Origin of the sequence: Streptomyces mirabilis (assembly GCF_039503195.1) — a bacterium.
GTDB classification, from domain to species: domain Bacteria; phylum Actinomycetota; class Actinomycetes; order Streptomycetales; family Streptomycetaceae; genus Streptomyces; species Streptomyces mirabilis_D.
On the sequence record NZ_JBCJKP010000001.1, the window covers coordinates 5724423 to 5744581 of the forward strand.

The following is a 20159-nucleotide window of genomic DNA, read 5'->3' on the forward strand; positions in this document are numbered from 1 at the left end:
CACGGATCGTTCGCGACCGTGCTAACCCGGTCCGGCTCCTCCCCCCGAGTCGGCCGTGGGGACGACCCCCGCTCTCCCCCGGCGGGGGTCGTCGCATGTCCGGGTGGGTTTTTCCCCTCTTTCGCGCGGCCCCGGGACCCCGCTGTCACCGCTGTGGCCGCCCTTTCCCTGCACCCATGTTTCGTCACTCTGTGTATCCGTGAGGCTGCTCTGTGGAAGTCACGGGCGACTCACCGGTATGGATGAAGGCGATATTCACAACCACTGAGTTGTCCACAGTTTTCGACCAAGATCCACACGATTTTCCGGATCGCTGCACCGTGATTCCAGCGCGTCCCGCTCGCGGTGAGTTCCTCGCGGCAAGTTCATGGCGGGTTCCGTTTGTCGGACGCGTTTGGCCGGTTCGTATCGGCCGTTCATATGGAGGCCCGCGTGCCGGTTCTTCACACGAGCGGGAATCGCGGGTCCGCAGAGGACCTCGCGAGCTCCGCGCAAGGAGCAGCGAAGGGGGCTGGAGATCGTGGCGGGAGCCATCACACACGACCTGCCGCCCGCCGCCGACGGGCGGCAGGGCGGACCATTGATCGTCACGGAGGACGCCGAACTCCTCGACGACCTGCTGCGCCTGTGCGCCGCGGCGGGCGCGAGGCCGGAGGTCCACCACGGGGTGCCTGAGGGCGGCGGCAGCTGGGAGGCAGCACCGCTCGTCCTGGTCGGCGACGACGCGGCGCGGCGCGTACGCGGAGCAGCGCGCCGACGCGGAGTCGTGCTGGTCGGCAGGGACCAGGACGACTCCGGCGTCTGGAAACGGGCTGTCGAGATCGGAGCCGACCACGTCCTGATGCTTCCGGACGGCGAGCAGTGGCTTGTCGACCGCATCGCCGACGTGGCCGAGGGAGTCGGTCGACCCGCGCTCACCGTCGGCGTGATCGGCGGCCGCGGCGGGGCCGGAGCCTCCACGCTGGCCTGCGCGCTCGCCGTCACCTCTGCGCGCGAGGGACGCCGCACCCTGCTCGTGGACGCGGATCCCCTGGGTGGCGGACTCGACGTACTCCTGGGCGGAGAGGCCGCCGAAGGCCTGCGCTGGCCGGCGTTCGCCGCCTCCCGCGGCAGGGTCGGCGGCGGCGCCCTGGAGGAGTCCCTTCCCGAACTGCACGCGCTGCGCGTCCTCAGCTGGGACCGCGGCGACTCCGTCACCATCCCGGCGCAGGCCGTCCGCGCGGTCCTGGCCGCCGCCAGACGGCGCGGCGGCACCGTGGTCGTCGACCTGCCCCGCCGCGTCGACGAAGGAGTCGCGGAAGCCCTCGCCCAGCTCGACCTCGGACTGCTGGTCGTCCCCGCCGATCTGCGTGCCGTCGCGGCGGCCAAACGGGTGGCGTCCGTGGTCGGCATGGTCCTGCGCGATCTGCGTGTCGCGGTCCGCGGCCCCTATGCGCCGGGCCTCGACGATCGCGAGGTGGCCCGCCTGCTCGGACTGCCGCTGGTCGGCGAAGTGCCCGCGGAATCCGCGCCGCTGGACGCCGGTGTGCCACCCGGGGGAGCGGCGCGGGGACCGCTCGCCCGGTTCTGCACGGCCTTCTGGCAGCGGGTTCCGGTGGAAGGCGGGGGCGTATGAGCCGGGAGGCGGGCACGGGCGTGGGGACCGGCACGGGACTGCTGGACGGCGTCCGGCAGTGGCTCGCCGAGAGCGGGTCGGAGCCGACACCCGCGCGCGTGGCACAGGCCCTGCGCGAGCAGGGGCGAGTGCTCGGCGACGCCGAAGTCCTCGGCGCAGCCGAGCGGTTGCGCTCCGAGCTGGTCGGCAGTGGGCCGCTGGAGCCACTGCTCGCCGACCCGTCGGTGACCGACGTCCTGGTGTCCGCGCCGGACCGGGTGTGGGTGGACCGGGGCGGTGGCCTGGAACTGACGACCGTGTCCTTTCCGGACGCGGCGGCCGTACGACGCCTCGCGCAGCGCCTCGCGGCCGTGGCCGGGCGAAGGCTCGACGACGCCCGCCCCTGGGTCGACGCCCGGCTTCCGGACGGCACGCGCCTGCACGCGGTGCTGCCCCCGGTGGCCGTCGGCTCCACCTGCCTGTCGCTGCGGGTGGTACGGCCGCGCGCTTTCACCCTCGACGAGTTGGTGACGGCGGGAACAGTCCCGCCCGGCGGGGACCGGGTACTCAGAGCCCTGCTGGACGCCCGGCTGTCGTTCCTGATCAGCGGCGGCACCGGAAGCGGCAAGACGACCCTGCTGAGCGCGCTGCTGGGGCTGGTCGGTGCCGGGGAGCGGATCGTGCTGGCCGAGGATTCGGCGGAGCTGCGGCCCGACCATCCCCATGTGGTGCGGCTGGAGGGGCGACCGGCCAACCAGGAGGGCGTCGGACTCGTGGCGCTGCAGGACCTGGTCCGTCAGGCCCTGCGCATGCGACCGGACCGGCTGGTCGTCGGCGAGGTGCGCGGACCTGAGGTCGTGTCGCTCCTGGCGGCGCTCAACACCGGCCACGAGGGCGGCTGCGGCACGGTGCACGCGAATGCGGCGGCGCAAGTACCGGCCCGTCTGGAGGCCCTGGGTACCGCGGCAGGGCTCGACAGGGCCGCGCTGCACAGCCAGTTGGCGGCGGCGCTGTCCGTGGTCCTGCATCTCGTACGAGACCGGGCCGGGCGGCGGCGGATCGCCGAGGTGCATGTCCTGGAGCGCGATGCGACGGGGTTGGTGATGACGGTGCCCGCGCTGCGATGGGGCGCGGAGGCGTTCGCGTACGAGCGGGGGTGGGAGCGGCTGCGGGGGCTGCTCCGGGACGGGACCGAGGGGAGTGGGCCGTGATGACGGGGGCCGGTGACATCTCGGTGGGGGCGGCCATGGCGTGTGCCGGGGCGGCGGCCTGGTTGATGGGCGGCTGGGACGCCGGGGCACGCAGGGCACGGCTGCTGTGCGCGGGTGGCGGGGTGGTGGCCACCGGACCGCCGGCGTGGGAGCGGGTACGGGCCGAGTGGAGGCGACTGCGCGAGCGGCTGCGTCCCGAAGGGTGGTCACTGGTCGCCGGGTTGGTGATCGCGGTACTGGGCGCGTCCGTCGTGCCGCTGTTCCTCGGGGCGGCCGGGATGCCGCTGCTCCGCCGCGTACGGCGGGCCGGGGAGACGCGGCGCGCGGGGGAGCGTCGGGGTGCGGCGGTGATCGCCCTGTGCGGGGCCCTGGCCGGCGAGGTGCGGGCCGGGCATCAGCCGGGCGAGGCACTGCGGAGAGCCGCGCACGACTCGGGCGGGCTCGGCGAGGCGCAGGCGGTGGTGCTGGCGGCGGCGAGGTTCGGCGGTGATGTGCCGGGCGCGCTCACCGACGCGGCACGGCAGCCGGGGGCCGACGGGCTGGTGGGGCTCGCCGCGTGTTGGCGGGTGGCGGTGGACCGGGGCGCGGGCCTGGCGGCGGGCCTCGACCGCCTGGAAGGGGCGCTGTGCGCGGAGCGGGACCAACGGGCCGATCTGCGCGCCCAATTGGCGGGATCGCGATCCACGGCGGTGATGCTCGCGGGACTGCCCGTTCTGGGCCTTCTGCTCGGTACCGCGCTGGGCGCAGGTCCGCTGCACGTGCTGCTGCACAGCGGGCCGGGCCTGGGCTGTCTGGTGGTCGGTGGGGTGCTGGAGGGCGTGGGGCTGTGGTGGGCGCTGCGCATCGTGAGGGGAGCGGAGGCGGCATGAGCACGGAAGTTGTCCACAGGCTGGGGGCGCTCGTGTGCGGGGCGCTGGCGGTGGGGTGGCTGCCGCGAGCGCTCGGTGCGGCGCGGCGTGAGCGACGGGCGCGCAGAAGGCTGACCGAGCTGCTGGCGCTGGAGAGGACGCCAGAGAGGCGGCACTTCGCGGTCCGGGACGTCGTGCGGCGGTGGCTGCCGGTGGCGGGCGCGGGGTGCGCCGGCTGGGTGCTGGTCGGGGGTCTTGCCGGGGTTGTGGTGGGGCTGCTGGCCGGGTTCGGGGCCTGGCGGTGGCGGCAGCGACGCAGACCGGGGCCGGTGGAGGAGTACGACGTGGCGCTGGCCGCCCGGCAACTCCCCCTGGCGGCCGACCTGGTCGCGGCCTGCATCGCGGCGGGGGCGGACCCCGTGGTCGCGGCGCAGGCGGTGGGCGAGGCCCTGGGCGGACCGGTGGGGGAGCGCCTCGCGCGGGGCGCGGCGGAGGTGCGGCTCGGGGGCGAACCGGTCGAGGCATGGCGGAGGTTGGCGTCGCTTCCGGGCGCCGGGGCGCTGGCACGGCTGCTGGAACGGGCGGGTGAGTCGGGCGTACCGGCGGCCGTGCCGGTCGGACGGCTCGCCATGGAGGCCCGCGCCGAGCGGGGCCGCACCGCGACGGCGCGGGCGCGCCGGGCGGCCGTCATGGTCACCGCGCCCGTGGGGTTGTGCTTTCTTCCCGCGTTCCTCGCGATGGGCGTCCTGCCCGTGGTGATCGGGCTGGCGGACGGGGTGTTGGGAGGGGGTGGTGGATGACGGGCGGCGGCGTGCGGTGAACGACGGACGATCAACAGGTTCGAACCTTACGGGGGTTGGTATGTGCAAGACGGTGGGCGTACGGATGCGGGCGTGGCTGCTGGGTCTGGCGGCACGCAGGGACGCGGGAATGGTCACCTCCGAGTACGCGGTGGGTGTCCTCGCGGCGGTGGCCTTCGCGGCGGTGCTCTACAAGGTGGTGACGAGCGGCCAGGTGGGCGCGGAGTTGCAGGGCATCGTGGGGCGGGCGCTCAATGCGCCGATGTGAACGCGGGCCGGCGGGCCGGGTGAGGGACCGGGATCGGGACCGGAGCCGGAGTCGGAGTTGGGACCGGAGCGGGGACCGGGGATTCGTGACCGCCGAGGCCGCCGTGGTGCTGCCCTCGCTGGTGCTCGTCGGAATGGCGCTCGTCTGGGCCCTGCTCGCCGCGTCGGCACAGATCCAGTGCGTGGACGCGGCCAGGGCGGGCGCCCGCGCGGCGGCCCGGCAGGACCCGCCGGACACGGTGTTGGCGACGGCCCGCCGCGCGGCACCGCGCGGCGCCAGGGTCACGGTGACCCGGGAGGGCGACCTCGTCCGGGTCACGGTCGAGGCGAGCGCGCCGGGACCGGACGGACTGTCGCTGGAGCTCAGCGACGAGGCCGTGGCGCTGGCGGAGGAGACGGTGGGGGTGTGAGGGGATGACGGCCTGGAGCCGCGGTCACGTCGCGCGGACGGCCGCTCGCAACAGATGGCACACCTACCGGATCCGTCGTTCGGACAGAGGATCGGCCACTGTCTGGACCGTCGGGGCGATCGCCGTGCTGTGTGTCGTGTTCGGGGCCGTCCTGGCCATGGGACAGGCGGTCGTGGTCCGGCACCGCGCTGCGGGGGCGGCCGACCTGGCCGCGCTCGCCGCGGCGGACCACTGGGCGGACGGCGGCACGGTGGCCTGCGCCCAGGCGGACCGGGTGGCGCGGTCCCAGCGTGCCCGGCTGGTGCGGTGCGCCGTGGAGGGCGAGATCTCGGACGTCACGGCCGCGTCGGGCGGCGGCCCCTTCGACATGGAGGTCAGGTCCAGAGCCGGTCCCGCGAGACCACAGGAGCAGGCGCCTAGCCCTCCGGCGCGCCCCGCAGCAGCTCCGTGAGAAGCCGCACGGCGCCCCGTTTGTGCAGCGGCTCGTTCCCGTTGCCGCACTTGGGGGACTGGATGCAGGACGGGCAGCCGGCCTCGCACTCGCAGGACGCGATGGCCTGCCGGGTGGCGATGAGCCAGGCGCGGGCGGTGTGGAAGGCGCGCTCCGCGAACCCCGCGCCGCCCGGGTGGCCGTCGTAGACGAAGACCGTGGGCAGGAGCGTGTCGGGGTGCAGCGGGATGGACACGCCGCCGATGTCCCAGCGGTCGCAGGTGGCGAACAGCGGGAGCATGCCGATCGATGCGTGCTCGGCGGCGTGCAGGGCGCCGCCGAGGATCTCCGGGCTGATCCGGGCCGCGTCCAGCTGGTCCTCGGTGACCGTCCACCAGACGGCGCGCGTGCGGAGCGTACGAGGAGGGAGGTCGAGCTTCGACTCGCCCAGCACTTCACCGGTGATGACACGACGGCGCAGGAAGGAGACGACCTGGTTGGTGACTTCGACGGAGCCGTAGCACAACCGGCCATCGCCCCAGGGGACGTCGATGTCCGTCTCCAGGACGGAGATGGACGTCGTGTCGCGGGCGACCGTCGAATACGGCGGGTTGGCCTCCTCGACCAGGGCGACGGAGTCCTCCAGGTCCAGATGCTTCACCAGGTACGTACGGCCCTGGTGGAGGTGGACCGCGCCCTCGTGGACCGTGGTGTGCGCGGAGCCCGCGTCGACCGTGCCGAGCAGCCGCCCGGTCCCGGCCTCGACGATCTGCACCGGACTGCCGCCCTCGCCGCGGATGTCGGTCAGGTCGGCGGCCCGCTCCCGACGGGTCCAGTGCCACGCCGTGGTTCGCCGGCGCAGCAGCTTCGCGGCCTCCAGCTGTGGCAGCAGATCCGCGGCGGCCGGGCCGAAGAGCTCCAGATCCTCTTCGGTGAGGGGGATCTCGGAGGCGGCGGCGCACAGGTGCGGGGCGAGGACGTACGGGTTGTCGGGGTCGAGGACGGTGGATTCCACCGGCTGGCCGAACAGGGCCTCGGGGTGGTGCACGAGAAAGGTGTCCAGCGGGTCGTCGCGGGCGACGAGGACGGCGAGTGCGCCCTGCCCCGAGCGGCCGGCGCGGCCCGCCTGCTGCCACAGGGAGGCCCGGGTGCCCGGGTAGCCCGCGATGACGACGGCGTCCAGGCCGGAGACGTCGATGCCGAGTTCGAGGGCCGTGGTGGCGGCGAGGCCGAGGAGCTCGCCGGAGTGCAGGGCGCGCTCCAGGGCGCGGCGTTCCTCGGGGAGGTAGCCGCCGCGGTAGGCGGCCACGCGCCGGGCCAGTGAGCGGTCGATCTCGGCGAGGCGCTCCTGGGCGATCACCGCGATCAGCTCGGCGCCGCGGCGGGATCGTACGAAGGCGACGGAACGCACGCCCTGGAGGGTCAGGTCGGTGAGGAGGTCGGCCGTCTCGGCGGTGGCGGTACGCCGAACGGGTGCTCCCTTCTCGCCGTGCAACTCGGTGAGCGGGGGCTCCCAGAGGGCGAACACGAGTTCGCCGCGAGGGGAGGCGTCGTCGGCGATCTCGACGACCGGGAGGCCGGTCAGCCGACGGGCGGCGACCGAGGGCTCCGCGGTGGTCGCGGAGGCCAGCAGGAAGACGGGGGAGGAGCCGTAGCGGGCGCACAGGCGGCGCAGCCTGCGCAGTACCTGGGCCACGTGGGAGCCGAAGACGCCGCGGTAGGTGTGGACCTCGTCGATGACGACGTACTTCAGGGCGCGGAGGAAGGAGGACCAGCGGGGGTGGGAGGGCAATATCCCGCGATGCAGCATGTCGGGGTTGGTCAGGACGTAGTTGGCGTACTGCCGTACCCACTCGCGTTCCTCGAACGGAGTATCGCCGTCGTACACGGCTGGGCGAACCGCATTGCCCAAAGGTTGTGAAAGTTCCTTCACCGAACGGCGCTGATCGGCTGCGAGGGCCTTTGTGGGGGCCAGGTAGAGCGCGGTGGCCCCCCGGCCGTTCGGAGCCTCGGAGCCGTCCAGAAGGGCCGTCAGGACCGGTGTGAGGTACGCCAGGGACTTTCCCGAGGCGGTGCCGGTGGCGACGATCACGGAGTCGCCGTCCAGGGCGTGCTCGGCGGCCAGCGCCTGGTGGGCCCAGGGGTGTTCGATGCCCGCGGCCTGCACCGCGGCGATGACCTCCGGACGGATCCGGTCGGGCCACACGGCATGGCGACCCGCCCGCGGGGGCAAGTGCTCCGTATGAGTGATGCGCGAAGCCCGGCTCGGCCCCGAGGCGAGCCGGTCCAGGACAGTGCCCGGATCGGGGCGGGAAGCGGTGTCCGTCGAGGGTCGATCGGATCGATGATTCTTGGCCATCGGCACCGAGTGTGTCACTGGCGTGACGGACAATGGGGCCAAGGCGTCGTGCACGCCTGCCGGTAAGTGATTGAATGCCATCGCGGCTGGCGAACCGTCCCGGGGGCTCTGCCGAGGTGTCCCTTGGGATGACCGCTCGATAGCAAGGTGCTGGAGGATCCGTGGACCTGTCCCTGTCGACCCGTACCGTCGGCGATCGTACGGTCGTCGAGGTCGGTGGCGAAATCGATGTATATACCGCGCCCAAGCTGCGCGAGCAGCTGGTCGAGCTGGTGAACGACGGCAATTTCCATCTTGTCGTCGACATGGAGGGCGTGGACTTCCTCGACTCCACCGGGCTCGGCGTGCTGGTGGGCGGCCTGAAGCGTGTGCGTGCCCATGAGGGCTCGCTGCGCCTGGTCTGCAACCAGGAGCGCATTCTGAAGATCTTCCGCATCACCGGTCTCACCAAGGTGTTCCCCATCCACACCTCGGTCGAGGAAGCGGTAGCGGCCACCGACTGACCCCGTCTTCTGGGCGTCACGAGTGATGTGGCGTCCGAGACGGTAGAAGCAATGGACGGGGGACCGGGCCTCGGCGGCCCGGCCCCCTGACAGCACGCCCGTAGTTGAGGGGGATGCATGGCCACCGTTGAACTCCGCTTCAGCGCGCTGCCCGAGCACGTCAGGACCGCCCGACTGGTGGCGGCGGCGGTGGCGCGCAGGGCCGGAGTGGACGAGGCCGTCCTCGACGAGGTCAGACTCGCCGTCGGCGAGGCCTGTACTCGTGCCGTCGCACTGCACCAGAGCAGCGGCGTCTCGGCGCCGGTGCGGGTGACGTTGATCGAGGAGGAGAAGCAGTTCTCCATCGAGGTCGGCGACGAGGCGCCGCGTTCGGCGCCCGGTGAGACGGCACCCGGTGCCTCGGGTGATCCGGACATGGATGCCGAGGAGGACGAGATGGGCCTCGCGGTCATCAGCGGCCTCGTCGACGATGTCGAAGTCACCGCCGGTGAGCATGGTGGAGTGATCAAGATGAGCTGGCCGACCACGCCGCCGGCCGCGCTCGTTCCCTGATCGCACCCCCGCAACACACTCGAAGGGCCCTGCTCAGCAGGGCCCTTTTTGTATGCCCGCTCCCGGCCGGGACCCGCCCCCGCCTTTTCGTGAATTGATTCACGATCAATCACGCTATTATTGGATCAAGCGTCAACGCTTTTGGGGCATTACTTCTTTTGGGTCCCATGGAAGCCCGTCGATCATTTGCTGATGGGCATGTGAAGGCGAATTCCGTTTACCGGGCACTGTTTTGATCAGGTTCCGGTACCTACAATCCGTCCACATCTTGAGCTCAGCACAGGCGTCAAGGAGGACGAATGGCGGGGCTTTCTACCCCTCATCAGTTTGACCATCCCACAACCTTCGCAGCCGCAGTACTGACCAATGACAATCGCTTGATCGTGATGGTCATCGGTGCCGTGGCCCTGGCGGCCCTGGCGGTCGCCGGGGTGCTGGTACGGCAAGTGCTCGCGGCCGGCGAGGGCACCGACAGCATGAAGAAGATCGCGGCGGCGGTCCAGGAAGGCGCGAACGCCTACCTGGGGCGGCAGATGCGCACGCTCGGTGTATTCGCCGTCGTGGTGTTCTTCCTGCTCATGCTGCTGCCCGCGGACGACTGGAATCAGCGCGCCGGACGATCGATCTTCTTCTTGATCGGCGCGGTGTTCTCGGCGACCACCGGTTATACCGGTATGTGGCTCGCCGTACGAAGCAACGTCCGCGTGGCCGCCGCGGCAAGGGAAGCGACTCCGGCCAAGGGCGAACCCGAAAAGGATCTCACCGCCGTCTCGCACAAAGCCATGAAGATCGCTTTCCGCACCGGCGGCGTCGTCGGCATGTTCACGGTGGGGCTCGGTCTGCTGGGCGCCTCCTGTGTGGTGCTGGTGTACGCGGCCGACGCGCCGAAGGTCCTGGAGGGCTTCGGTCTCGGCGCGGCGCTGATCGCCATGTTCATGCGTGTCGGCGGCGGCATCTTCACCAAGGCCGCCGACGTCGGCGCCGACCTGGTCGGCAAGGTCGAGCAGGGCATTCCGGAGGACGACCCGCGCAATGCCGCGACCATCGCCGACAACGTGGGCGACAACGTCGGCGACTGCGCCGGCATGGCCGCGGACCTCTTCGAGTCGTACGCCGTCACGCTCGTCGCCGCGCTGATCCTCGGCAAGGCGGCGTTCGGCGACTCCGGGCTCGCCTTCCCGCTGATCGTGCCCGCGATCGGCGTCCTCACCGCGATGGTCGGCATCTTCGCGGTGGCACCCCGACGCTCCGACCGCAGCGGCATGTCCGCGATCAACCGCGGCTTCTTCATCTCCGCGGTGATCTCGTTGGTGCTGGTGGCGGTGGCCGTCTTCGTCTACCTGCCGGGGAAGTACGCGGACCTCGACGGCGTCACCGACGCGGCGATCAAGGCGAAGGACGGCGATCCGCGGATCCTGGCGCTCATCGCGGTGGCCATCGGCATCGTGCTGGCCGCGCTCATCCAGCAGCTGACCGGTTACTTCACCGAGACCACCCGTCGTCCCGTACGGGACATCGGCAAGAGCTCGCTCACCGGCGCGGCCACCGTCGTCCTGGCCGGTATCTCCATCGGCCTGGAATCGGCCGTCTACACCGCCCTGCTGATCGGCCTCGGCGTCTACGGGGCCTTCCTGCTCGGCGGTACGTCGATCATCCTCGCGCTGTTCGCGGTGGCGCTCGCCGGAACCGGTCTGCTCACCACGGTCGGCGTCATCGTCGCCATGGACACCTTCGGTCCGGTCTCCGACAACGCGCAGGGCATCGCCGAGATGTCCGGCGACGTCACGGGCGCGGGCGCCCAGGTGCTCACCGACCTGGACGCGGTGGGCAACACCACCAAGGCCATCACCAAGGGCATCGCCATCGCCACGGCCGTCCTCGCGGCCTCGGCGCTCTTCGGTTCCTACCGGGACGCGATCCTCACGGCCGCGAACGACGTGGGCGAGAAGGTCTCCGGTCCTGGCGCGCCGCTGAACCTGATGATGGACATCTCGCAGCCCAACAACCTCGTGGGCCTGATCGCGGGCGCGGCCGTCGTCTTCCTGTTCTCGGGCCTCGCGATCAACGCGGTGTCCCGGTCCGCGGGGGCCGTCGTCTACGAGGTGCGGCGGCAGTTCCGCGAGCACCCCGGGATCATGGACTACACGGAGAAGCCGGAGTACGGGCGGGTCGTCGACATCTGCACCAAGGACGCCCTGCGGGAGCTGGCCACTCCGGGTCTGCTCGCCGTCCTGGCGCCCATCGCCATCGGCTTCACGCTCGGCGTCGGCGCGCTCGGTTCGTATCTGGCGGGCGCGATCGGCACCGGCACGCTGATGGCGGTCTTCCTCGCCAACTCCGGCGGTGCGTGGGACAACGCGAAGAAACTCGTCGAGGACGGCCACCACGGCGGCAAGGGCAGCGAGGCCCACGCCGCCACGGTGATCGGCGACACCGTCGGCGACCCCTTCAAGGACACCGCGGGCCCCGCGATCAACCCGCTCCTCAAGGTGATGAACCTGGTGGCGCTGCTGATCGCACCCGCGGTCGTGAAGTTCTCGTACGGCAACGACAAGAACCTCGGTATGCGCATCCTGATCGCGGCACTCTCGATCCTCGTGATCGTGGGCGCGGTGTACATCTCCAAGCGGCGCGGGATCGCCGTGGGTGACGAAGGCAACGCGGAACGAGTGTCCAAGTCTCACGACGCCGCGGTGGTTTCGTAGCGTTCGGGTGTTTGGGCAGGTCCCCACGGGCGGGCGGCACGCAGCGACGTGCCGCCCGCCCGTCGTTCGGGTGCGTTGACACCTGTGTCGTGAGCCTTCTCTCGCATGGCGCAAATGGCTGCAATAGGGACTAAATCGGAAATTCGCCATAGGGGCGGCGCCCATGCGGCGTGTAAGTTCCGGGGCCGAGAGCCACGGAAGGGACCAATCCGGTGAACAAGAAGCTCACGGCCGCACTGTCCGGCGGTGCGGTACTGGTGCTGGCGCTGTCGGCATGCAGCAGCGGTAGTAGTAGCAGCAAGGACGACAAGCTGGACCCCTGGGCCAAACAGGTCTGTGACGCGGTGCACCCGCAGGTCCAGAAGATCGCGGCCGCCAACACGGCGATCCAGAAGGAGACCACGGACCAGAGCGCACCGGCGGACGTGCAGAAGGCCGACTCCAAGGGCTTCCAGGACATCTCCGACGCCTACAAGGCGATGGCGGCCGCCATCGAGAAGGCCGGCCCGCCGGACGTGGACAGCGGCAAGACCAAGCAGGAGAACGCGGTCAAGGAGCTCAACGCCCTCTCCGCCTCCTACGCCGATCTGGGGAAGCAGTCCGACGCGCTGAACACGAAGGACCAGGCGAAGTTCGCGGACGGTCTCGACGGCGTCGCCAAGCAGCTTGAGAAGCTCAGCAAGACCGGGACCGACGCCCTGAAGGAGCTCGAAGCGGGCGACGTCGGCAAGGCGATGGCCAAGCAGGTGAGCTGCAAGTCCGCCTCCGCCTCGCCGGCGACCACCCAGGGCTGACCCCCGAGGAGCGACCGGAGAGCGACCGCAGAGCGGGATTCGGTCCGGCACCCGGAAAGAGCCCGGTACGCGCGCGTACCGGGCCCGTGGCGCGTGCCCCACGGCTCCCGGCACAAGCCCACGGCTCTCGGCGACGCATGGCCCACGGCTCCCTGCGCAAGCGCCCCACGGCTCCCCTGCAAAGCCCCCACGGCCCCCTGCAAAGGCCCCAGGACCCTCGTACAAAGCCCCCAGGACTCCTCGTGCGGGCTTGTCCACATTCGCACGGGCTCTGTCCACAGGTGTACGTCCCTTTCGGCGGGAACGGACACAATGGGGGATGTGAGTCACACCAGCCTGTCACCGTTGCCCTCGTCCGACCGCGCCGACGTCGCCGCTCGGCTGCGGGACGCCCTGCTCGGCGCCTCCTTCACCGCCGACGGCCTGCTCGACCTGCTCGGCGCCCCCGCGTACGCGGCGCTGGCGCGCAGCGAGACCGTGCCCGCGCTCCGGGCGACCCGCGGGGACACACCGCTGGAGACGCTCGTACGGCTGTTCCTGCTTCAGCAGCCCGTGCCGCACGCGCGCGTGGCGGACGTGCTGCCGGTGCAGGACTGTCTGGAGAGCGGCTGGCTGACCCGGGCGGGCGCGGACGAGGTGGCCGCGACCGTGGACATCCGGCCGTACGGAGGGCCCGGCGGCGAGGACTGGTTCATCGTGTCCGACCTGGGGTGCGCCGTCGGCGGCGCGGGCGGCATCGGCAGCCGGGAGGAGGGCGTCGTCCTGGGTGTGGGCGGCGCGTCCACGACCTTGGCCGGCATCACCGTCCGTACGCCCGTCTCCTCCGCGCTCGACCTCGGCACCGGCTCCGGGATCCAGGCCCTGCACGCCGCGCAGCACGCCACGCGCGTGACCGCGACCGACCTCAACCCGCGCGCCCTGCACATCACCGCGCTCACCCTCGCGCTCTCCGGTGCCCCGGCGGCCGATCTGCGTGAGGGCTCCCTCTTCGAACCGATCGCGGACGACGAGACGTACGACCTGATCGTCTCGAACCCGCCCTTCGTGATCTCGCCCGGCGCCCGGCTCACCTACCGCGACGGCGGGATGGGTGGGGACGATCTGTGCCGCACGCTCGTTCAGCAGGCGGGGGACCGGCTCAGCGACGGGGGGTATGCGCAGTTCCTGGCCAACTGGCAGCACGTGGAGGGCGAGGAGTGGCAGGACCGGCTGCGCTCCTGGGTGCCGCGCGGTTGTGACGCCTGGATCGTGCAGCGCGAGGTGCAGGACGTCACGCAGTACGCGGAGTTGTGGCTGCGCGACGCGGGCGACCACCGCGACGACCCCGCCGAGTACCAGGCGCGGTACGACGCCTGGCTGGACGAGTTCGAGGCCCGCAAGGTCAAGGCCGTCGGCTTCGGATGGATCACGCTGCGCAGAACGGCGGCCGCCGAGCCATCGATCACGGTCGAGGAGTGGCCGCACTCCATCGAGCAGCCGCTCGGCGAGACCGTGCGCGCGCACTTCGACCGCGTCGACTACCTGCGGGCGAGCGACGACGCTGCCCTGCTCGACGGGCACTTCAGGCTCGTGGCCGAAGTCGTCCAGGAGCAGGTCGGGCTGCCCGGCGCCGAGGACCCGGAGCACGTGGTGCTGCGCCAGCACCGCGGCATGCGCCGGGCCACCAAGGTGGACACGGTCGGCGCGGGGTTCGCGGGCGTGTGCGACGGCACGCTGAGCGCCGGGCGGATCCTGGACGCCATCGCCCAATTGGTCGGCGAGGACCCGGTGTTGCTGCGTGACCGGACGCCCGCGCAGATCCGGCTGCTGGTGGAACAGGGGTTCCTCGAGCCCGCGGAGTGAAGGGCTGAGTCGCATGTGCCTGTTCTGACGGGATTGCGCAATATTGATCAGGATTGGTCGGTAAAAGGGCTCCTGTCAGTGGTGCGTGCGAAGCTACCTTCAAGAGACAAGCTCCACGCGTCCTCGGGGGAGGCGCGCTGTCTCGGGGGAGGCGCCATGGCGGGGGAGACGCCGGATCAGGGCGAGGGCAGGATCATCGGCGGCCGGTACCGGCTGCTGCGGACGCTCGGCGTGGGCGGCATGGGGAGGGTGTGGCTCGCGTACGACGCGGAGTTGGCCTGCGAGGTCTCCATGAAGGAGATCGCGCTGCCGGACGTGCCGATGGACACGGCGGAGCATGGGCAGCGCGTCGCCCGTGCGCGCAGCGAGGCCCGGCACGCTGCGCGGCTGCGCGGGCATCCCCATGTGGTCACCGTGCACGACGTGGTGGTCCACGAGGGACTGCCGTGGATCGTCATGGAGTACGTGCCGGACGCGGTCGATCTGCAGGCGGTCGTACGGCAGTCGGGGCCGCTGTCGCCCGCTCGGGCCGCCCGAATCGGGCTGGCCGTCCTCGACGCGCTCTCCGCCGGACACCGGATCGGGATCCTCCACAGGGATGTGAAACCGGCCAACATCCTTCTGGCGCCCGACTCTTCGGGCGATCCCTACGCGCGCGTACTGCTCACCGACTACGGGATCGCGCTCCAGCCCGAGTCCCGCGAGCCCCGGCTCACCGCCACCGCCGGCATCCTCGGCACGCCCGGCTATCTCGCCCCCGAGCGCGCCCGCGGCGAGCCGCCCACCCCGGCCGCGGACCTCTTCTCCCTCGGCGCCACGTTGTACGCCGCCGTCGAGGGCCGTGGACCCTTCGACCGGCCGGGTCAGTACGCGACTCTGACGGCCCTGCTCGGCGAGGAACCCACCCCGCCCGTCCGAGCGGGTGAACTGACCTCCGTGCTGCACGGACTGCTCGTCAAGGACCCACTGCGGCGGTCGTCGCCGGAGGCGGTCGCACGCGGGCTTGAGCGGGTGGTGCAGACGGCGGCGGGCGGGATGTTCGGGCCACCGCCGGGGTATCCCGCGGGGCTACCGCCGGGGTACGTCGCGGGACCGTCACCCGGGTACGCGGCCAGACCGTCACCCGGGTACGCCGCAGGGGCGCCGCCCGGGCATGCCACGGGCTCGCCTCCGGGAACCCCACAGACCCCTGGCACACCGCAGGCCCCTGGCACTCCGCAGACTCCAGGGGGTCCACAAATCGCAGGCGTCCCGCAGACTTCAGGAGTCCCGCAGGGCCCCGGCATCCCGCAGACCTCAGGTGCACCCCCGACCCCGAACACCCCGTACCACCCGAACACCCCGCAGAACCCCAACACCCCGCACACTCCACCGGGCGGCCCGGCCGCCCCCGGTGGCCCGCTCGGACCGGCTTCCGGGACCCCGCCTGCGTACGGCGCTTGGCGCCCGTCCACTCCCAGTGGCGCGTACGAGTGGAATCCGTACGCCGGGACCGGTGCGCCCACCCGGTCCACGGCCGGTCCGCCCCTGCCGCCGGCGCGCCGCAGGAGGCCCCTGGTCCCCGTCGTCGCCCTCGTCGTGGGCGTCCTCCTGGTGGTCGTCGGCGGCACCTGGGCCGCCGTCTCACTCGCCGGCGACGACGGCGGCACGAAGGACGCGACCGCGAAGAAGCGCCCCACAGGGAGCCCGTCGTCGGGACCGACGGGACCGGTGTATCCGTACGGCGAACAGGTGGGCCTCACCAAGCCGTTGCAGGCCGGCGACTGCGTGAAGGCGGTCTGGTCGGGACCCGCCTTCAAGTCGGCGCTCAACCTGGGCGTCGTGAACTGCGCCAAGGACTGGCCGGACGGCCAGGTCGTGGCCGTCGACACGGCCGACGACTACGCCGACGCCGTCGTCCATGGTGCGCAGCGCTGCACCAGCCAGAGCGCGGCGACGGCCGACGCCCTGCCCGACGCGGGTGTCTACGCCGTCGCGCCGACGAAGGACGGGTTCGGCGCGGCCAAGGGCGGTACGGCATGTCTCGTGCTCGGACGCCATGTCGCGATAGGCGGCGAAGTGGGGCGGTTCCGGGACGCGGGGGTGAATCTGTGGCCCACTCAGATGGGCACCGGGGACTGCTGGAGCTACGCGGAGAAGGGCAAGAGCTTCGATGCTCACCTGGCGGACTGTGGTGAGCCGCACACCGACCAGGTGATCGGCACCGCGCAGGCCGCGGCGGGCATGGACTACAAGAAGGCCCTCGCCCAGGGAGGCAAGCTCTGTACCAACAAGTTCGCGTCGAGTTGGGCGTCCGACACGGAGCACACCGTCTCCGGTTGGCTGGCCAGTGAGGAGGAGTGGAATCAAGGATTCAACAAAGTCCTGTGCACCGTGAGACGGGTCGACGGAACGCGGACGAGCGAGCGGATACCCGATCCCGCCACGGTCTGAGCGGTCCATGGCGCGCCGTCCTCCCGGCGTTCACCGCAGGTTCGCACGTCGGCTTCCGGGGAGTGGCAACCTCCCCACCCTGGGCTCCGGGGTGGAAGGGCATATCAATGGAAAGCGGACCGGCGATCTTCGTGGGGGCGGTGTTCGGCCTGTTCGGAGGCGGACTGCTGGTCTGGACCGCGGTGCGGGTGCGACAGGGTGAGCCCGTCGCCGCCGGTGTGAACCGCGTCGCATCGGCGACGCTCGCCGGCGTCGCCGGAGCTGGTGCCCTGGCGCTTGGGATGTGGTGTTTTACGCGCGCGTGAGAGGCGGCTCCTCGGTAACTGAGAGGTCACGCTCCGGATGGGCCCGAAAGGGCTGCTGGACACTCCGGGCGGCAGGAATGGCGGTAGTCGGGTTACCGTTCGAGTGGCCGTTGCGGGCTTTTCCCGTTTGACACGGGGGCGGGATGTACCGTCACACTCCGCAGCGTCAGCATGACCCGACCCCCGGGACCAAGGCCTGGGGAGACCCCCTGCGTCGACCGGAGAGAAGAGCGAAGTTGTCCCCGACCAGCGACACCGCACACGGCGGCCGCCGACTCGTCATCGTCGAGTCGCCTGCCAAGGCGAAGACGATCAAGGGCTATCTCGGCCCCGGCTATGTCGTCGAAGCGAGCGTCGGGCACATCCGCGACCTCCCCAACGGCGCCGCGGAGGTGCCGGAGGAGTACACCGGCGAGGTGCGCCGCCTCGGCGTGGACGTCGAGCACGACTTCCAGCCCATCTATGTGGTCAACGCCGACAAGAAGGCCCAGGTCAAGAAGCTCAAGGACCTGCTGCGCGACTCCGACGAGCTCTACCTCGCCACCGATGAGGACCGCGAGGGCGAGGCCATCGCGTGGCACCTCCAGGAAGTGCTCAAGCCCAAGGTCCCGGTCAAGCGGATGGTCTTCCACGAGATCACCAAGGCCGCGATCCAGGCCGCCGTCGCCAACCCGCGCGAGCTCAACCAGAAGCTCGTCGACGCCCAGGAGACCCGCCGCATCCTCGACCGCCTCTACGGCTACGAGGTCTCGCCGGTTCTGTGGAAGAAGGTCATGCCGCGGCTGTCGGCGGGCCGCGTGCAGTCCGTGGCGACCCGGCTCGTCGTCGAGCGGGAGCGCGAGCGCATCGCCTTCCGCTCCGCCGAGTACTGGGACCTGACCGGCACCTTCGGCACCGGCCGCGCCGGTGACGCCAGCGACCCGTCCCACCTGGTCGCCCGTCTGACCGCGGTCGACGGAAAGCGCATCGCCCAGGGTCGCGACTTCGACTCGCTGGGCCAGATCAAGGGCGCGAACACGCTCCACCTGGACGAGACGAACGCCCGTGCGCTGGCCGCCGCCCTCCAGGACACGAACTTCGCGGTCCGCTCGGTCGAGTCCAAGCCGTACCGCCGCTCGCCGTACGCGCCGTTCCGCACGACGACCCTCCAGCAGGAGGCCTCGCGCAAGCTCGGCTTCGGCGCGAAGGCCACCATGCAGGTGGCCCAGAAGCTGTACGAGAACGGCTTCATCACGTACATGCGTACGGACTCCACGACCCTCTCGGAAACGGCGATCTCCGCCGCCCGCGCCCAGGTCACGCAGCTCTACGGCGCCGACTACCTGCCGGCCCAGCCGCGGACGTACGCCGGGAAGGTCAAGAACGCGCAGGAGGCGCACGAGGCGATCCGTCCCTCGGGTGATCGTTTCCGCACCCCGGCCGAGACGGGCCTGACCGGCGACCAGTTCAAGCTGTACGAGCTGATCTGGAAGCGGACCGTCGCCTCCCAGATGAAGGACGCGGTCGGTAACTCCGTCACCGTGAAGATCGCGGGCACGGCCTCCGACGGCCGCGACGCCGAGTTCAGCGCGTCCGGCAAGACGATCACCTTCCACGGCTTCCTGAAGGCGTACGTCGAGGGCGCGGACGACCCGAACGCCGAGCTCGACGACCGTGAGCGCCGTCTTCCGCAGGTCAACGAGGGCGACCCGCTGTCCGCGGAGGAGATCACGGTCGACGGGCACGCCACCAAGCCCCCGGCCCGCTACACCGAGGCGTCGCTGGTCAAGGAGCTCGAAGAGCGCGAGATCGGCCGCCCGTCGACGTACGCGTCGATCATCGGCACGATCCTCGACCGCGGATACGTGTTCAAGAAGGGCACGGCACTCGTGCCGTCCTTCCTGTCCTTCGCCGTGGTCAACCTCCTGGAGAAGCACTTCGGGCGGCTCGTCGACTACGACTTCACGGCCAAGATGGAGGACGACCTCGACCGCATCGCGCGGGGCGAGGCGCAGGCCGTGCCGTGGCTCAAGCGGTTCTACTTCGGCGAGGGCGACGCCGCGGGCGCCGCCGAGGCCGGCAACGGCGACGGGGACCACCTGGGCGGCCTCAAGGAGCTCGTCACCGACCTGGGCGCCATCGACGCCCGCGAGGTGTCGTCCTTCCCGGTCGGCGACGGCATCATGCTGCGTGTGGGCCGCTACGGTCCGTACATCGAGCGCGGTGAGAAGGACTCCGAGCACCACCAGCGCGCGGACGTGCCCGAGGACCTGGCCCCGGACGAGCTGAGCATCGAGCTCGCCGAGGAGCTGCTCGCCAAGCCGAGCGGCGACTTCGAGCTGGGTACGGACCCGGAGTCGGGCCACCAGATCATCGCCAGGGACGGCCGCTACGGCCCGTACGTCACCGAGGTGCTCCCCGAGGGCACCCCGAAGACCGGCAAGAACGCCGTCAAGGCGCGTACCGCCTCCCTCTTCAAGTCGATGTCGCTCGACACGGTGACGCTCGACGACGCCCTCAAACTGATGTCCCTGCCGCGCGTCGTCGGCAAGGACGCCGAGGGCGTGGAGATCACCGCGCAGAACGGGCGCTACGGGCCGTACCTGAAGAAGGGCACGGACTCGCGCTCCCTGCAGTCCGAGGACCAGCTCTTCACCATCACCCTCGAAGAGGCGCTGGAGATCTACTCCCAGCCCAAACAGCGCGGGCGTGCGGCCGCCAAGCCGCCGCTCAAGGAGCTGGGCGAGGACCCGGTCAGCGGGAAGCCCGTCGTGGTCAAGGACGGCCGTTTCGGGCCGTACGTGACCGACGGCGAGACCAACGCGACCCTGCGCTCCGCCGACAGCGTCGAAGAGATCACTCCGGAGCGCGGCTACGAGCTGCTGGCGGAGAAGCGCGCCAAGGCTCCCGCCAAGAAGACCGCGAAGAAGGCGGCCGCCAAGAAGGCTCCGGCCAAGAAGGCCCCTGCCAAGAAGACGGCCGCAAAGAAGACGACGACTTCGAAGACGGCTGCCAAGAAGGCTCCGGCCAAGAAGGCCGTTGCCAAGAAGACGGCGGCTTCGGAGAACTGAGGTCCGGGCTCGAGGCCCGCCGTCAGGTCTCGCGCCCGCCGTCAGGTCTCGCGCCC

The 20159-nt window shown here is 71.2% G+C and carries 16 protein-coding genes; 15 read left to right on the forward strand and 1 reads right to left on the reverse strand.

Annotated elements, in window-relative coordinates; translation table 11 throughout:
• Positions 1-520: 520 nt before the first annotated feature.
• The 7 genes from ssd to AAFF41_RS26545 all read left to right on the forward strand — a co-directional run bounded on the left by ssd (position 521) and on the right by AAFF41_RS26545 (position 5581).
• The gene (gene ssd, locus AAFF41_RS26515) at positions 521-1615 is read left to right on the forward strand and encodes a septum site-determining protein Ssd (protein ID WP_319751903.1); all 1095 of its coding nucleotides are present in this window, start codon (positions 521-523) and stop codon (positions 1613-1615) included.
• Positions 1612-2805 carry a TadA family conjugal transfer-associated ATPase gene (locus AAFF41_RS26520; protein WP_319751902.1) on the forward strand — a complete coding sequence of 398 codons (1194 nt, stop codon included), beginning with the start codon at positions 1612-1614 and terminating at the stop codon, positions 2803-2805. Before ssd ends, AAFF41_RS26520 begins: the two co-directional genes overlap by 4 nt.
• Positions 2805-3674 (forward strand): type II secretion system F family protein, encoded by an 870-nt coding sequence (locus AAFF41_RS26525; RefSeq protein ID WP_343324721.1) that lies wholly within the window; start codon positions 2805-2807, stop codon positions 3672-3674. Before AAFF41_RS26520 ends, AAFF41_RS26525 begins: the two co-directional genes overlap by 1 nt.
• Positions 3671-4453, forward strand: coding sequence for a type II secretion system F family protein (locus tag AAFF41_RS26530; protein ID WP_097289115.1), 783 nt, complete (start codon positions 3671-3673; stop codon positions 4451-4453). Before AAFF41_RS26525 ends, AAFF41_RS26530 begins: the two co-directional genes overlap by 4 nt.
• A gap of 61 nt (positions 4454-4514) precedes the next feature.
• Positions 4515-4721 carry a DUF4244 domain-containing protein gene (locus tag AAFF41_RS26535; RefSeq protein ID WP_067373841.1) on the forward strand — a complete coding sequence of 69 codons (207 nt, stop codon included), beginning with the start codon at positions 4515-4517 and terminating at the stop codon, positions 4719-4721.
• Complete coding sequence (locus AAFF41_RS26540) at positions 4708-5130, forward strand: TadE family type IV pilus minor pilin (protein ID WP_415925970.1); 423 nt, start codon at positions 4708-4710, stop codon at positions 5128-5130. The genes AAFF41_RS26535 and AAFF41_RS26540 overlap by 14 nt, the downstream gene beginning before the upstream one ends.
• A 4-nt stretch (positions 5131-5134) precedes the next feature.
• Positions 5135-5581, forward strand: coding sequence for an Rv3654c family TadE-like protein (locus tag AAFF41_RS26545; protein WP_343324722.1), 447 nt, complete (start codon positions 5135-5137; stop codon positions 5579-5581).
• On the opposite strand, the gene AAFF41_RS26550 is transcribed toward AAFF41_RS26545, so the two are convergent.
• Entirely contained in the window at positions 5547-8000 is a 2454-nt protein-coding gene (locus AAFF41_RS26550; protein WP_343324723.1) for a DEAD/DEAH box helicase, read from the reverse strand. The two genes, AAFF41_RS26545 and AAFF41_RS26550, sit on opposite strands and share 35 nt — an antisense overlap.
• An 80-nt stretch (positions 8001-8080) precedes the next feature.
• On the opposite strand from AAFF41_RS26550, the gene bldG reads away from it, so the two are divergent.
• The 8 genes from bldG to topA all read left to right on the forward strand — a co-directional run bounded on the left by bldG (position 8081) and on the right by topA (position 20103).
• Complete coding sequence (bldG, locus tag AAFF41_RS26555) at positions 8081-8422, forward strand: anti-sigma factor antagonist BldG (RefSeq protein ID WP_010986038.1); 342 nt, start codon at positions 8081-8083, stop codon at positions 8420-8422.
• A 117-nt stretch (positions 8423-8539) separates the two neighbouring features.
• On the forward strand, positions 8540-8974 hold the full coding sequence (locus AAFF41_RS26560) for an ATP-binding protein (protein WP_319751897.1): 435 nt from the start codon (positions 8540-8542) through the stop codon (positions 8972-8974).
• 299 nt (positions 8975-9273) lie between these two features.
• The gene (locus AAFF41_RS26565; protein ID WP_054237421.1) at positions 9274-11679 is read left to right on the forward strand and encodes a sodium-translocating pyrophosphatase; all 2406 of its coding nucleotides are present in this window, start codon (positions 9274-9276) and stop codon (positions 11677-11679) included.
• Between the two features lie 212 nt (positions 11680-11891).
• Positions 11892-12473, forward strand: a complete 582-nt coding sequence (locus tag AAFF41_RS26570) for a small secreted protein (RefSeq protein WP_343324724.1) — start codon at positions 11892-11894, stop codon at positions 12471-12473.
• Between the two features lie 312 nt (positions 12474-12785).
• On the forward strand, positions 12786-14315 hold the full coding sequence (locus tag AAFF41_RS26575; protein ID WP_388250913.1) for a DUF7059 domain-containing protein: 1530 nt from the start codon (positions 12786-12788) through the stop codon (positions 14313-14315).
• 156 nt (positions 14316-14471) lie between these two features.
• On the forward strand, positions 14472-16748 hold the full coding sequence (locus AAFF41_RS26580; protein WP_343324725.1) for a serine/threonine-protein kinase: 2277 nt from the start codon (positions 14472-14474) through the stop codon (positions 16746-16748).
• 107 nt (positions 16749-16855) lie between these two features.
• Positions 16856-17053 (forward strand): hypothetical protein, encoded by a 198-nt coding sequence (locus AAFF41_RS26585; RefSeq protein WP_319751893.1) that lies wholly within the window; start codon positions 16856-16858, stop codon positions 17051-17053.
• Positions 17054-17289: 236 nt separating this feature from the next.
• Positions 17290-20103 carry a type I DNA topoisomerase gene (gene topA / locus AAFF41_RS26590; RefSeq protein WP_343324726.1) on the forward strand — a complete coding sequence of 938 codons (2814 nt, stop codon included), beginning with the start codon at positions 17290-17292 and terminating at the stop codon, positions 20101-20103.
• Positions 20104-20159 lie beyond the last annotated feature (56 nt).